The 15,599-nt window shown below is 47.6% G+C and carries 8 protein-coding genes; 6 read left to right on the forward strand and 2 right to left on the reverse strand.

The window, feature by feature from the left end; genetic code table 11:
- Positions 1 to 60 precede the first annotated feature (60 nt).
- Positions 61 to 3,897, reverse strand: a complete 3,837-nt coding sequence (locus T487_RS0110770) for a S8 family serine peptidase (protein WP_081827628.1) — start codon at positions 3,895 to 3,897, stop codon at positions 61 to 63.
- Between the two features lie 348 nt (positions 3,898 to 4,245).
- Positions 4,246 to 5,319 carry a tRNA dihydrouridine(20/20a) synthase DusA gene (gene dusA, locus T487_RS0110775; RefSeq protein ID WP_207638311.1) on the reverse strand — a complete coding sequence of 358 codons (1,074 nt, stop codon included), beginning with the start codon at positions 5,317 to 5,319 and terminating at the stop codon, positions 4,246 to 4,248.
- 367 nt (positions 5,320 to 5,686) lie between these two features.
- On the opposite strand from dusA, the gene T487_RS0110780 reads away from it, so the two are divergent.
- From T487_RS0110780 to T487_RS0110805, 6 genes are all read left to right on the forward strand, one after another.
- Positions 5,687 to 6,565, forward strand: coding sequence for a methyltransferase domain-containing protein (locus tag T487_RS0110780; RefSeq protein WP_051651674.1), 879 nt, complete (start codon positions 5,687 to 5,689; stop codon positions 6,563 to 6,565).
- Positions 6,562 to 8,502: a DNA gyrase/topoisomerase IV subunit B gene (locus T487_RS0110785; RefSeq protein WP_031577118.1), complete on the forward strand. Its 1,941-nt coding sequence runs from the start codon at positions 6,562 to 6,564 to the stop codon at positions 8,500 to 8,502. Before T487_RS0110780 ends, T487_RS0110785 begins: the two co-directional genes overlap by 4 nt.
- 11 nt (positions 8,503 to 8,513) lie before the next feature.
- Positions 8,514 to 11,486 (forward strand): DNA topoisomerase (ATP-hydrolyzing), encoded by a 2,973-nt coding sequence (locus tag T487_RS0110790; protein ID WP_031577119.1) that lies wholly within the window; start codon positions 8,514 to 8,516, stop codon positions 11,484 to 11,486.
- Positions 11,487 to 11,758: 272 nt separating this feature from the next.
- Entirely contained in the window at positions 11,759 to 13,327 is a 1,569-nt protein-coding gene (locus tag T487_RS0110795; RefSeq protein WP_031577120.1) for a PTS transporter subunit EIIC, read from the forward strand.
- A 46-nt stretch (positions 13,328 to 13,373) separates the two neighbouring features.
- Positions 13,374 to 14,711, forward strand: coding sequence for a family 4 glycosyl hydrolase (locus T487_RS0110800; protein ID WP_031577121.1), 1,338 nt, complete (start codon positions 13,374 to 13,376; stop codon positions 14,709 to 14,711).
- Between the two features lie 113 nt (positions 14,712 to 14,824).
- Positions 14,825 to 15,598 carry a MurR/RpiR family transcriptional regulator gene (locus T487_RS0110805; RefSeq protein WP_031577122.1) on the forward strand — a complete coding sequence of 258 codons (774 nt, stop codon included), beginning with the start codon at positions 14,825 to 14,827 and terminating at the stop codon, positions 15,596 to 15,598.
- Position 15,599 lies beyond the last annotated feature (1 nt).

Raw genomic sequence — 15,599 nt, forward strand, 5'->3', positions numbered from 1 at the left:
GACCCCGGAAAGGGCTGCAAAAGATGCAGGTGCCCTCCGGGGTCTTCTCTATGGTTGAGTTTATTTATTACGTTTTATGGTATAGGTCAGTTTTGTCAGGTTTCCTGCACTGTCTTCCGCTTCTAAAAGAATGGTGTTGTTTCCAAGGTTCAGCGGAATGGTTTCATCAAGCGTGTAAGAAGCAGGGGAGAGACTGTCAAAATAGGACCAGTCCTCTTTGATGTTCACCAGCATATTGCCGTTCAAAGTGACTTTCAGATCCGGCAGGTTGTCTGTCACCAGAGCCTTCAAGGTGATGGAGGCTTCTTTTGTGACTCTTGGGAGAGATTCTGAAAGCGTAATGACAGGTTTCTTTGTGTCTACAAAGATCTTGTGGAGGAAGTCCAGCTGATTGCCGGCTTTGTCTTTCACATCCACTCTTAAAGAACGGTATCCATCCTCTAGGAGCAGTGTGTGACTGAAGACCCACTTGCCGCTGGCTGCGTTCCATCTGTAGAGCACATTCTTTCCGTCGATCTTCAGATATTCTAGTGGTGAAGAATCAGAGACTGTTCCTGTTACCGTCACCATTTTTGAAGTGACAGTTTCAAAGAACTCAGGAGATTCGATCATAACCACCGGTGCATCCACATCACCGGCTAGAGGGGCCTTTGGCTCCGTAAAAGATACAGGTGGGGCTGGGGGTTCTGGTACGGGAATACCAGGAAGACTTGGATTTACAGGTTTCATGATCTTTCTCAGTTCTTTAGAGAGATCCAGAGTTTCCACATTGCCTGCAAAGTCATAAATCTTCAGGGTGGATTTCTTGGTTAAGGTCATATCCGTGAAATCGAAGATTCCTGTATTGTTTGCCACAGGCTCTTCTCCAGTGATTTCCAGAACGTAGGCATAGATGCCGCTATGTTCATCTTTTCCTTTTACGGTGAGGGTCTTGGCATCTTCATCATAGGTGAGGCTTTCTTTCATCGGCTTCTTGGTGTCCACTTTCACTGGGAACTTCACGCTCTGCCAGGCGGCATCTTCAAAGTCAATCTTTGTTTTTACCTCATAGAAATAGTTTCCGTCTTTGACAAGCTTGCCTCCGGCGGTTCCATCCCAAATCCAGTCGAGGCTTGCGGTGTACATAGTTCCTTCACCATTGTCATAGTAGTTCTTTGTAAGATTACTGTCCTTGTAGAGCGCTCTGATGACTTTTCCGCTCTCATCCAGTATATTCAGTTCCATGTCCTTGGCATTTCTTAAGAAGGAAAGAAGAGGAAGTACATCATCGCGGTTCTTGTCTCTGTTTGGAGAGAAAGCGATGGTATTTTTGTCTCTTACGCCACTAAGGTCCACACCCAGGAACTCAAACATCTCATTGGGCTGATCATACCAGGCCAGAGTAGTGATGCCATAGAAACTTCTGCCTTCATAGATGCTCTGATCCACCACAGGAGCTTTATCCCATTGTCCATAGAATCCCATGTAAGGAATGCTGAGGGTGGGGTTCATTTCTTCGGGGTCTTCCAGGACCACAAAACCTTCCAGGAAGGTTCCATTAGGGAAGACTTCTGCTAAAGGCGCACCGTAGTACCAGTCTACACCATTGGTCACGTCTACGGTGACTGTGAGGGTTCTTGTTTCTCCGGCTGGAATCGTTAAAGAGTCTTCGCTGAAATAGATGGGATACTCACCGGAGTATAGTCCGTTTGGTCCATATTCTTCCAGGGTGCTATCTAAGTATACTCCCTGGGTTTCCAGGTAGTTATACTCACCGTCGGAAAGATCCGTCTGCACGGTGCCTCTTGGCACATAGGTCACTTCTTCATCGGACAGGTTTTTCACGTCTACTTTGAATGTAGTGACATCCTTCATTTCCTTCAAGCTGACTTTTCCAATGCCTGATGTTTTTTCATAAGCGACGGCTGGGCTTACCACTGCGGCGTAAACATCCATGACGCCAGCGCCTTGTCTTCTTGGAGAAGTGTAGTTGTAGTCACCGGTTCCGTAGGAGCTGTTGTATGCTCCGGTATCGTGGTGGGCGATGGCTGTGTTCATGAGAAGGTTCTTTGCCATCAGGACTCTTTCTGAAGAGGATAAATTGAAGTATTCATCCACTCTTTGAAGAACCAGGGCAGATCCGCCAGCCACATGAGGGGCTGCCATGGAGGTTCCACTCATACTCTGGTACTGGTTGTTTTGGGCTGTGGACCAGATGCTGCCGCCAGGGGCGGTGATTTCAGGTTTGAAATCCAGGTTCGGTGTAGCGCCCCAGGAACTGAATAAGGATAAGTTCCCAGCCGCCGGATTTCCAGCTTTTGCCAGTTTACCGGAGAAAGCCACATAGTTTCCTTCTGTCTGCAAGAGTTCCACAAGGTTCAGTCCATGGGATCTTCCGATGAAGACTGCTGGAATACTGATGCCTTCAGGATAGCGCATACTGATGAGGCCATCTCCGCCAGCAGGGCTGTTGTAGATGATGACGCCGCTGGCGCCGTTATTGTATGCGTTCTGGATCTTTGCTGTGAAATCGTAACTGCCTCTTTCAATAAGGGCGATTTTTCCAGTGAAGTCCTGTCCGGCAAAATCCTCTGTTCCTCCAAGACCTGCATGTAGATAAGGAACTCTTCCGGTGAAGACATCCTTAGGGTCTTTAGGGCCTGCGCTGATATAAGGAGCAAGGAGTTCTTCTCCTGCGTAGAAATAAGACAGGGCATTGGCGGTGATGATATTGTTCTCAATGGAAGCCACCTGAATGGTTTCAGGAGCAAGACCTGGAGAACCCACCACGCCGATGTCTGGGTTTTCAGTGTAAGGATTGTCAAAGCCGTCTCCGAACATGGCTGAGTTACCGGCGGACACTGCTGCGATGACGCCGTTTTCCATGGCATTTCGAATGGCCACCTGCTCCAGATCGTTCTCATCCACATAAGAAGCGGTGGAGCCAAGGCTCATATTGATGACGTCTGCGCCTAAAGCCACAGAATCATCGATGGCTTTTACGATGACATCTCCGAAGGTGGAGGGCATGGACGGATTGTTTCCAAATACTTTCATGGCAAGAAGTTGAGCTTCAGGGGCTACACCCTTGATGCCGCCAGTGAGAAGATCTCCATTGGCGCCGACGGTGCCAGCCACGTGCATGCCGTGCATGGAAGCGCCAGGTCTTAAATCAAGAATCTCCTGATTCTTATCCATATAGTTGTAGCCATAGGGAACCTTTGCTGTGCGGTAGGTTCCAGGAAGACCGTTTAAGGTAGATGCTGTGAGTTTTACTTTGCTTTCATCTGTGAGGATCATATCCTTATGGGATGGGTCAATCCCTGTGTCGATGATGGCCACCACCATGCCTTCGCCGTTATATCCTGTATCTGTCCAGGTTTTGATGGCGTTGACCATTTCGGTGCTGCTGTTCATATCAGGTTCAGGTCTTGAGAAGGTATGGGCCACGGATACGTGGGTGACGCCTTTCAGGTTTTTGATGGTTTTTAAGTTCTTGTAAGTGGTTTCAATACTGAATCCATTCAGTATAGTATCATAGGTTTCCAGTTCCTTGAGAGAGATTCCTGCAGCTTTTATGAGATCCTTGACGGATTTCTGGGAAGCCCGGTTTTTGTCTGTGATGGATTTTCTTAGAGTTTTTGCCAGATCCTTTACAGAGACACCTCTTTCAGTCGCGGCATCGATGACCGGTTTACCGGTGACTTCGATGAGAAGACGAACCACATCATCATCTTCGTAAAGGATGTCGCCTTTGCTTTTTGCGATGCTGGTGAGGGTGGTGTCCCACAAGGTGCTTACTGGACTCTTTAAGGCCTCCTTGGGTACCAGAGGGGCAGCTTTTACTGTGAGGGCACTGGACGACAACAGAAACAGCGACAGCAGAACGGATGTGAATTTCACCATGTGTCTTTTCAAGTATATTCCCTCCTATGATTCAATTGAATGTCAATTCTGAATATTTAAGATGAAAAAAAAGAACCTATCCAGAGGTTGAAATTCTGTGATAAGTATAGCAATAGTACGTTTTAGACACAAGAACGTTGTCATTGATTTGTCATATTTTGGCTTTTACAACCATATTCTACCAGATGATTAAAAATAGCATCGGTATTCTGTGGATAAATACGAAATATTCCTTCGAAATTCAAATAAATTTTCGACACGCGTGTATATCCAAGTGCACTCCATTTCTTATGGAGTCTTACCACCATAAAAAAAGAGAACCTGGAAGGATCACCCTTACAGATTCTCTTGGTCTTTTTGCTAGTACAGGGTAGTTTCATCGAGGCTTTCCGTGGGCAGTTCTCTGAGGGCTTTCCGGAGCACGTCTTCTGCGGTCAGATCCGGGTGAAGAGAGCTGCTCACAAGCTGGCGCCAGAGTCTGCTTCCAGGTCTTTCATGGAAAAGACCCAAGGTGTTTTTCAGCGCATGATGGGCCGTCCGTTTGTCTTCCCCAAACTGGGTCACATAGGGGAGAAAGTTCTCGATGACTTCCCGTCTTGTGGGGGAAGAGGAGGTTTCTCCAGGAAGAAGTGCGTCCACTTTTGAAAGAAGATAGGCATTCTCATAGGCGGCGCGGCCAATCATGACCCCATCCACCTGTCTCAGGTGGCTTTTGATTTGCTCCTCCGTCCGGATGCCACCGTTGATCTCCACAAAAAGATCTGGAAACTCTTTTTTGATGCGGTACACATCCTCATAGCGAAGGGGTGGAATCTCCCGGTTGTCCTTGGGACTGAGTCCAGCAAGGATGGCAATCCTTGCGTGGATGATGAAATGCTCTGTGCCCTGATCTTTCAACGTCTTCACAAAATACGAAAGATCTTCGTACTGATCGAGAATCACCCGGGGCAGAGACTCAGGCAGCACACTGGTGCCATCAATGCCGATGCGGCACTTCACGGTGACGGGCTTTTTTGTGGCCTTTCTTACCTCAGAGAGGATTTCAGCCACAAGATCCGGATAAGCCATGAGGGAGGCCCCCATATCATTTCCTGAGACCCGGTCAGAAGGGCAGCCGGCGTTTAAGTTGATCTCATCATAATCCCAGTCTTCTGCAATTTTAATGGCCTCTGCAATCTCCTTGGGATCTGAGCCGGCAATCTGCAGGGTGATGGGTTTTTCAAGAGGAGAAAAATCCAGAAGCTTCTTCCGGTCTCCATGGAGGATGGCGTTACTGGTGATCATCTCGGTATAGAGCATGGCTTTTTTTGTGAGAAGCCTTGTGAAATATCTGAAGTGACGATCGGTGACGTCAATCATGGGGGCGATGCTGATTCTTTGCACGATACTAAAACTCTCCTTTATGTTATCCATGGAGTTAATGTCTTCCTCCATGGGATGCTTCCTAGGTTCCTTCCTGTTTCAGAGAGAAAGGATTCCTTTGGGGGATAATCTGTTTATTATACATTCAACCGAAAGTGGTTTGAAAGGCAGTTCATAGAAAGTTAACAGGGAAAAATGGGGAAAAGACTTTGGATGCACTGGAGATCCATATAAGAAAAATCTATGACAAAAGAGGTGGATCCTGACTCCTCAAAGTTTCATTTTCCAATCCCTGGGCTTTTCTGCTATAATTTAGAATGGGTTGAGCATACAGGCATATAATACCGTAGTATGTGCTATGCTAATGCTTTCATGGCATCGCATGGAAAAACCGAAGGAACACCTTCTTTTTAAGAGAAAGAAGACAGGAGTTTAGAAGATGAAAAAAATGGATCAGAAAATCAGTCAAATGAAAGAGATGGATGTTCTTCTTTGCCCCAAGTGCAGAGAAGAACTTCATGTGGAAGAAAAGAGTTTGAAATGCAAAAACCGCCATACCTACGATGTGTCTAAAAAAGGCACCGTAAACTTTGTGCTGGGGTATGGAGAAGAAAATTATAACATGGCCATGCTGGAAGCAAGAGAGCGGGTCATGGCAGAAGGCTTTTTTGAGGAGATTTTAACGGCCATGGCCGAGGAAATCTACGAGGATCTTCTCCTTCTTGAAAAAGAAGGGGATATCATCAGAATTCTTGATGCAGGCTGTGGAGACGGAAGTCACCTGGCGATGCTTGGCGATGCGCTGAAAGAAAAAGGTCTTCAGGTGTCCATGGTAGGCGTGGATCTGTCAAAGGATGGGATCCTGCTTGCGGGCAGAAAGATGAACGACGCCCTTTATTTTGTGGCGGATCTCAGCGCGCTGCCTTTTAAGGACAATTCCTTTGATGTGGTCTTAAACATCCTCTCTCCAGCCAGCTATAAAGAGTTTCAGCGGGTCCTTTCTCCCACCGGACGTGCCTATAAGGTGATTCCGGGGGCGAAGTACCTGACGGAGCTTCGGAAGCTCTATGGACTTTCCGAGTATGACAATGGAGAAATCGTCTCTCATCTGAAAAACCACACTGTGGTATATAAGGAGCGGGATGTAAGGGTTCAGAAAAATGTGGAGCCTTATGCAGATGATCTTCTCCTCATGACCCCCATGTTATGGGATAAAACGATTCTGGAACCCGGAGCGAAGCTGTCCAAGGTCACCATCGATGTGCACCTGGCCACCTTTGGGTATCCGAAGAAAAATGAGGAAGGAGTGTCTCTATGAGTGAACAGAATAAAAGCTATAGTGTAGAAGACCTAACGTCTCTGGAGAAACTCGAGCCTGTGAGAGTCCGTCCGGGCATGTACATCGGAAGCACCGGACAAAAAGGGGTTCATCACTGTGTGTGGGAGATCCTGGATAATGCCATTGATGAGATCACCAATGGGTATGGGGATACAGCTTATGTGATTTTAAACAAGGATAAAAGTGTTACAGTCATTGACAATGGCCGTGGCATTCCTGTAGGCATCCATCCCACGAAGAAAATCTCTGGGGTGGAGATGGTCTATACAGAGCTTCATACCGGTGGAAAGTTTAACCACGAAAACTATAAGACATCAGGTGGTCTTCATGGCGTGGGCGCATCCGTGGTCAATGCCTTAAGCAAGTGGCTGGAGGTGGAGGTTCATAAGGATGGAAAACTTTATCGCCAACGCTTTGAGTATGCCTATGACAAGAAGTATGACAAAAAGATGCCGGGGACACCTGTGACGAAGCTGGAAACCGTGGGCACCACAAAAAAGCAAGGGACAAAAGTCACCTTCATGCTGGACCCGGAGGTCTTCACCAATGTGGAGTTCCGTTTTGAAATCATTGACATGAGAATGATGGAGCTTTCTTTCCAGAACAAGGGCATCACTTTGGTTTTAGAGGATCTTCGCGGCGAGGAGCCTGTGGAGAAGACGTATCACAGTGAACGGGGACTTCTGGATTTCATTGCCTATTTAAATGAGTCCAAGACCGTCATCCATGAGGAGCCCATCCATTTTGAAGGGGAGAGAAGCATTGGCAATGTGACTTTGGAAGGGGAAGTTTGTGTGCAGTTTACAGACTCTTCTTTGGAGAACATCGCAAGCTATGTGAATAACATTCCCACCAATGAGGCAGGAACCCATGAAACAGGATTCAAGACCGGTATGACAAGAGCGTTCAAAGAGTGGGCAAAGAAGCTCAATTTAGGGAAAGACAAAAACTTTGAAGGGGACGATCTTCGGGAAGGCATGACGGCCATTGTGAAGGTGCGTCTCACAAACCCCATGTTTGAAGGGCAGACCAAGAATAAGCTTGGAAACTCCGAAGCTTATACCCTCATGAACGATCTGTCTTACACCAAGTTCTATGAGTGGATTGAGGACCATAAGGACATCGCTTCCCAGCTTATTATGAATGCCATCGACGCGGCCACGCGCCGGGAAAAGATCAAGAAGATCAGTGATATGGAACGTAAAAAGGTGGGCAAGGGCACGTCTCCTCTGGCAGGAAAGATTGCTGTGGCCACCTCAAGAGACAAGAATGTTCTGGAATTCATCGTGGTGGAAGGAGACTCCGCGGGAGGATCCGCAAAGCAGGCCAGAGACAGACGGTTCCAGGCCATCATGCCGTCTAAAGGAAAGATCATGAACACGGAAAAGCAGAAGCTTGAAAATGTTCTGGGCTCAGAGGAGCTGAGGCTTTTTAACACCGCCATCGGCACCGGCACCTTAACGAGCTTCAAGCTGGACGATGTGCGCTATGGGAAAATCATCATCATGAGTGACGCCGACGTGGATGGATATCACATCAGAACCCTGTGGCTCACCTACATCTACCGCTACATGCGGCCGCTTATCAGTAACGGTATGCTGTACCTGGCACAGCCTCCTCTTTATAAGGTCTACAAGCAGACCAAGAAGGGAGAGGTCCATAAGTACGCCTACTCCGATGACGATCTGGAAGTGCTGAAAAAAGAATTTGGACAAAACTACAACATTCAGAGATTTAAAGGTCTGGGAGAGATGAATCCGGACCAGCTCTGGGAAACCACCCTCAATCCAGAGACCAGGACCCTTCTTCGGGTCACCATCGATGATGCCGCAAGAGCAGAACGTATGGTGTCTCTACTCATGGGTGACGTGGTGGAGCCCCGTAAAAACTATATTTATAAACATGCAGAATTTTAGGAGGTGGCATTTTGGCGAAAGACAACAGAATTCCTGAAGACCAGAACATCTTGAATGTCCCTCTGGAAGAGGCCATGCCGGACAATTTTCTACCCTATGCCGTGGAAGTGGCGAAAGACAGAGCTTTGCCGGACGTACGGGACGGCTTGAAGCCTGTGCATAGAAGAATCCTTTATGGTGCTTATCAGCTGAAGGCGTTTCCAGACAAGCCCTATTATAAATCAGCAAGAGTGGTGGGAGACATCCTTGGGAAGTACCATCCCCATGGAGACTCCTCTGTTTATGAGGCCATGGTGATCCTGGCTCAGGATTTCTCCACAAGACTGCCTCTGATTGACGGCCATGGAAACTGGGGATCCATTGATGGCGACAGCGCGGCTGCCATGCGTTACACCGAAGCCAGGCTGTCGCCCGGGGCCATGGAGATGCTTCGGGACATTGACAAGGACACGGTGGATTTTACCTATAACTACTCTGATACAGAGCTGGAGCCCAAGGTGCTGCCGGCCAGATACCCCAATCTTCTGGTGAACGGTGCCTTCGGTATCGCTGTAGGTCTTGCCACAAACATTCCTCCTCATAATATGAGAGAGAGTATTGATGCGGTGTGCGCCTACATTGACAAGGAAGACATCACCATAAAAGAGCTCATGAATCACATCAAAGGGCCGGACTTTCCTACGGGGGGCGTTCTCATTGGAGGAGACTCACTTCTGGATGCCTACGAAAAGGGCGAAGGGAAAGTTGTATTAAGAGCCAATGCCAAAGTGGAGAAGCTCACCACGGGTCGCTATGGCGTTGTCATCACAGAGTTTCCTTATCGAAAGAACAAAGCGAAGCTTCTTCAGCAGATCTCTGCCATGACGGCAGACAAGCGCCATCAGAAGGTCTTAGAAGGCATCATGGACATCCGTGACGAGTCTGACCGAAATGGCGTACGAGCGGTCATTGAGTTTAAAAAGCAGGTGGATCTGGAGACGGCGGAGAAGATTCTTCTTTACCTCTACAAAAGATGTGACCTGCAGATCAATGTGAATTTCAACATGGTGGCCTTATACAAAGGAAAACCAGAAACCATGAGTCTTCTGGATATGATCCGCTATTATGTGGAGCACCAAAGAGAAGTCTTAACAAGAAGAACAAAAAAAGAGCTGGAGACGGCCATGAAGAGGTTCCACATCGTAGAAGGCTTCATGAAGACCATCGACATCATGGATGAAGTCATTAAGACCATCCGGGAGTCCAGTTCCAAGGCCAATGCCAAGGAAAACCTTGTGAAGAACTTTGGCTTCTCTGAGGAGCAGGCCACAGCCATATTGGAGCTCATGCTCTACAGACTCACAGGGCTTGAACTGAAAGCCTATGTGAAGGAACACAATGAGCTGAGAAAACTCATCACGTCATTAGAGAAGATCCTGAACAGCGAAAAAGAGCTCAACAAGCTGGTGAAGAAGGAGCTTCTGGAAGTGGCGGAAACCCATGGGGATGAAAGAAGAACCATGATCATCCGGGATGAGGAGGAAGCGGTCATTGACGTTATGGACATCATCGTTCAGGAAGATGTGGCGGTGACCATCTCCAAGGAAGGCTTCATCAAGCGTCTGCCTCTAAAGAATTTCCAAAGAGTCACCTCAGACACCTCTGCCATCGAGTACCGGGAAGGGGACAGTCTGTCTGTGCTTCTTGAGAGCAACACCAGAGATCTTCTCTATATCTTCACGGATGCCGGTATGCTGTATCAGATGAAGACCATGGATGTGCCGGAGCACAAGTGGAAGGACAAGGGCGTGCGCCTGGACAACTACATCAAGGGTATTGACTTTAATGAGGAGTCTGTCATTGGTGCCTTCAGCCTGGAGAATCTGGATGAGGAAGGAGCTTTCCGCTTCATCACGTCCCGAGGGGCCATGAAGAGAACGAGTCTTGAAAGCTTCAAAACAAATTACACCAAGATCATCGCCCTGAAACTGAAGGGAGACGAGAAGCTGGTGTCTGTGGTCCTTGAAAAGCATAGGATCTACTATGAGAATACAGCGGGGGCACTGCTCCCTAAAAAATACAAGGATTTCCTTTATGAGCATAAGGATGCACTGCACCTCACGGATCTTCCCAAGGTGCCTCAGTACTTGAGAATCCTCACAAAGAATGGTCTGGACTTTACTGTGCCAGAAGCCCATGTGGAGATCAAAGAACGTATGACAACGCCGGATCCTTTCTTAATCCTGCCGGATAAGGATGAAGTGTATCGGGTCCATTATGAGGAGGACTATGAGGCTAAGGCCTTCAATGTCACAGTGTCAGACAGAGGGGAGATCAAGCTGACCCAAAGAGCCAGCAGAGCCAGAAACCTCTATAAGGCTTCTGGGGAATCTTATGAGAGCCTCGTCATTGTGACCAGTCTGGGCGCCTATTATAAACTCCCACTCTATATGTTTGAGAACCTCACGGGCAGTGTCCTCATGCAGGACCTTTACGATGACTACGACAAGAATGAGAAAGTTGTGGGCATCTTCACTCTGGAGGAGGAGACAGCGTCCGGGAAAGAAGTGTATTTTGCCACCGAAGAAGGCATCGTGAAGAGAACCTCTGTGGAGGACTTTAAAGGAGATGCCACCAGGGGACAAGTGGTAAAGTTCAAGACACCGACGGATAAACTGGTCTATGCGGAAGCCTTCCCTGAGAATATGGAGGACACCATGCTCATGGTATCTGAGAGGGGGATGGCCATCCGGTTTGAATCCAGCAGCATCTCTTTATTATCGAAAAATGCAGCGGGCGTTCTTGGGATGAATCTTCGGGAAGAGGACCGGGTATTCTTTGCGAAGATCATCACCGATGAAAAGGAAATGGTTGTGGGATCTAAGGGCAACGCCGATGAAACTCAAGTGATTTCGGACATCAAGCTTCAAAACCGTGCCACCCGAGGAAAGAGCATCATGACCTTGTATCTTGGAGACACCATCAACAAGGTGGATCTGAACTAAAAACAGCTAAAATGAACGGTTAGAAAAACGGATCAGCCAAGTAGAAGGCTGGTCCGTTTTTCCATAATAGAAAGACTTGTGTCCGCACAGGTTAAGTGAAGACATAGAGATAATCGATCTTAAAGTCTGGAGATACAAGGGTTCTATACCATGGTCACAGGTTCTGACCAAAGGCAAAAGAGGGAATATGCGTCCTAAAGGGCGAGAAACCCTTTTCATTTCATTTTCTCTCCGATAAGGTAAGAGTATCAAACAAGAAAGAGGTGCAGTACATGACAAAACGAGAACGATTCAGTGAAGGAATCCAGAGATTCGGACGATCTCTGCTTCTTCCCATCGCCATCATGGCCCCCATGGGTATGATTCTAGGACTGACCGGTGCCCTGGTTCAGGGGTACATGGTCGAAAGAGTGCCATTTCTAGCCAATGAGACGCTTCAGCTGATTCTGACCAGCTTACGAAGCATCGCTGATATTATTTTTGCTAATATTCCAGTACTCTTTGCCATGGGTGTGGCCTATGGGATGTCCAGGAAGGAAAAAGGAATTTCTGTCTTTTCCTCCATCATCGCTTATCTCATTCTAAACATCACCATCAACGTTTACTTGAAAGCCACGGGAACCCTGGCGGATGCCGAAACCATGGCTCAGGTGGGTCAAGGCATGGTCCTTGGCATCCAGACCTTAAGACTGGATGTCCTTGGCGGCATCATCTCGGGTCTTATCGGTGCCTTCGCAGCAGACAAGTACTACAACAAAGAGCTTCCTGTAGCCTTTGCCTTCTTCTCTGGAAAGAAGTTTGTGCCCATGGTGAGCATTGTATGGGCCACCATTGCAGGACTCATCATTCCCTTCTTCTGGGCATATCTCACCAAGGGACTCATTGCCCTGTCCAAGGTCATTCTAGTGGGTGCGGTTGGACCATTCGTCAATGCACTGATGGTGAGGCTTCTCATTCCACTGGGTCTTCATCATGTATGGAGTGCGCTGATCCGATTCACCCCAGCCGGAGGAACCTACGTCATTGACGGGGAAACCTTTACTGGAATCCTGCCAACCTTAAACGAAGTGCTCTTTAATCAGGGGCCTAATTCTGAAGCTTGGGAAATGCTGCCAGAACTCACCAAGTTCATGGCCCAGAACCAGATGCTGGTGACTCTTTTCATCATCCCTGCCATTGGCCTTGCCATGTATAAGAGTGCCTATGCAAAGAACAGACCTTTTGTAAAAGGGATTATCATCACCATGGTGATTACACCATTCCTTGGAAACATCACAGAGCCTATGGAATTCTCTTTCCTTTTCATCGCACCGCTTCTTTATGTGGTGTATGTGCTTCTTGCAGGTGTAGGCGCTGTGGCGCTTTATCTCATGGGGACTGGGGTTGGATACATAAGAGGAACCATCTTTGACTTTGCCATCTTCGGTCTCATGTATGAGAACACCAGATGGTACAACATCCTCATCGTGGGTGTGCCTCTGGCCATTGCCACGTACTTTATCTTCAAGTGGGCCATTGAGAAATATAACATTGCCACCCCAGGAAGAGAAAGTGATGAGTATGAATACAACAACCTCATTAAGGAAAAGCGTTATGGAGAAGTGGCGAAGATTGTCATTGAAGCCATCGGTGGATCTTCTAACATTGTCAACGTGGACAACTGCGTCACAAGGCTTCGTATTGACCTGAAGGACATGAATCTGGTGAACAAGGAAAGGCTGAAAGACTCCGGCACCTCCGGAATCTTCTTCCCCATGAAAAACCACATCCACATCGTCTTCGGACCCAATGTGGAATTTGTGAAGAACGCTGTTACAGACGAACTGAAGATGATCAGCTAAAGGGGGTCTCCCCTTTAGCTCCTTTAAAAAGAAGGAGGAAATTACCATGAGAAAGAACCCTGTGATTACCATAGCGGGCGCTGGAAGCCTTCGGATTCCTGCCCTTATTGGCAGTCTCATTTATTATAAGGAAACGCTGCCCGTAGAAAAAATCATACTCTTTGACATTGATGAAGAAAGGCTGGAAAGAGTGAAAGCCTACATCGATCTCACCCTCAAGGAGTACTACAGTGAGGCGGAAGTGCTGTTCACAACCAAAGAAGAGGAAGCCTATAAAGACACAGACTATGTCCTCTGCAACATGAGAGTGGGTGTGGACACCATGAGAAGTGTGGATGAGAAGATTCCTCTAAAGTATGGCCTGGTGGGTCAGGAAACCTGCGGTCCTGGCGGCTTCTCCTATGGTATGCGGTCCATCGGTGCCATGATCGATATGGTGAATACCGTGAGAAAGTATTCCAAAGACACCTGGATCCTCAACTACACAAACCCTGCCGCCATCGTGGCGGTGGCGCTGGATAAGGTCTTCCCAGAAGACAAACGCATCATGAACATCTGTGACCAGCCTTACTCCATGATCAAGTCCTTTGCGAAAATTCTAGGCGAGGATATGTATGATCTGGAGCCCAGATACTTTGGTCTCAACCACTTTGGCTGGTTCACCTCTCTAAAGAACGTAAAGACTGGCGAAGAGCTTCTGCCAAAGCTTAAAGATTATCTTATGGGTCATGAGTTCAAGCCATTTAACGCAGAGCAAAGAGACCCCTCCTGGCTGAAGACCTATAAGAACGTCAACAAGCTCATGCAGTTCTTCCCGGAATATGTGCCAAACACTTATCTTCAGTACTACTTCTTTGCAGAAGAAATCGTGAAGGATTCCGATCCGAACTTTACTAGGGTAGATGAAGCGAAGCTGGGCCGGGAGAAAAAGGTTCTGGACATTCTGAAAAAAGCGGGTGAGCAGGGAAACCTCACAGACATTCCGCTGATGCAGGGGGAAGTCTTTGGAAACCTCATGGTGGAAGTGGTGGACTCCATCCACAATGACCTCAATAAAGTTTTTGTGGTCATCGGAAGAAATGGAGACCTTATTCCAAACCTTCCAGAAGACGCCATGGTGGAGCTGGCCTCTTACCTTGGAAAAGAGGGAGCGAAGATGATTCCATATGGAGAGGTGAAACCTTTCTATAAAGGGCTCATTGAAGGTCAGTATGCCTATGAGAAGCTCACGGTGGAGAGCTACCTAGAAAAAGACTACACCAAAGCACTCCAGGCGCTGACTTTAAATCGGTCCATCGTGGATCCTGTAAAGGCGAAGCTGGTGCTGGATGATCTCATGGACCACAGTGCAGACTACTGGACTTTAGAGAAAAAAGAGCTGTAGGAGATCATAGAAACGAAAAACAAAAAGAGCTGAAAATGATGGAAACCCCCAAGGCCTTGGGGGTTTCTTCCTAAAGAATTTGATATACTGGAGAAAGGAGGTGCATGAAATAGATGAAACTGGAAAGACTCACAGGTTCCTACGGACAGCTCAGCAGCTTGGAGAAGAAGGTGGTGGAGTTCATGGCGTCTTCGCCTGAAGAGGTGGTGAAGATGACCGCCAGGGATCTTTCGGAAAAACTCTTCATCTCTAAAACCACCATCATCAATCTGTGTAAAAAATTGGGCTTTGAGGGCTATACGGAGCTGAAATATTATCTCAAAAGTTCTTCTGAAGACGAAAAGAAGGCATGGAAGGAAAAAGAGGAAGTGTCTTTTTCCGAGATTCTCCGGGATCTTCGGGAGGAAGCGGAAAAGACCTTGGATCTTCAGAAAGAGGAGAATGTGTCAAAGATGTCCGAGATTCTCCAGTCTGCAAGAACCGTCTATGTGGTGGCAAGAGGAGCCTCCAAACCCTTTGGGAGTTATCTGAACACAAGGCTCGCCATGCTGAAAATAAGGACTATTTTCGTGGATGACTTCAATCTCATCGACAACATCAAAGACCATATAGAGCCCGATGAAGCGGTGCTTCTTCTTTCCTTATCCGGCAACACCAAAAGGATCCTCGATATTGCCAAAGGGGCGAGAATCCGTGGAGCCAAGGTGCTGGTGATCACTGGCTTTTCGGACAACAAAGTGGAAAAGTATGCAGACAGCGTGCTGTATGCCTATGCCAAAACCACAGATACAGAAGTTAATGATCTTATATCCAGAGTGGGCATGCACCTGACCCTCCAGATTCTCTTAACGTATACGCAGAAACTGCTGGAGAAAAGGAGAGTTTGAC

This window comes from Proteiniclasticum ruminis DSM 24773 (assembly GCF_000701905.1).
Taxonomy (GTDB): domain Bacteria; phylum Bacillota; class Clostridia; order Clostridiales; family Clostridiaceae; genus Proteiniclasticum; species Proteiniclasticum ruminis.

Excerpts from the sequence above, each read along its gene's own strand:
- dusA (WP_207638311.1), bottom strand. The coding sequence starts at position 5,319 with ATGGAGGAAGACATTAACTCCATGGATAACATAAAGGAGAGTTTTAGT.
- T487_RS0110780 (WP_051651674.1), top strand. The coding sequence starts at position 5,687 with ATGAAAAAAATGGATCAGAAAATCAGTCAAATGAAAGAGATGGATGTT.
- T487_RS0110785 (WP_031577118.1), top strand. The coding sequence starts at position 6,562 with ATGAGTGAACAGAATAAAAGCTATAGTGTAGAAGACCTAACGTCTCTG.
- T487_RS0110795 (WP_031577120.1), top strand. The coding sequence starts at position 11,759 with ATGACAAAACGAGAACGATTCAGTGAAGGAATCCAGAGATTCGGACGA.
- T487_RS0110800 (WP_031577121.1), top strand. The coding sequence starts at position 13,374 with ATGAGAAAGAACCCTGTGATTACCATAGCGGGCGCTGGAAGCCTTCGG.
- T487_RS0110805 (WP_031577122.1), top strand. The coding sequence starts at position 14,825 with ATGAAACTGGAAAGACTCACAGGTTCCTACGGACAGCTCAGCAGCTTG.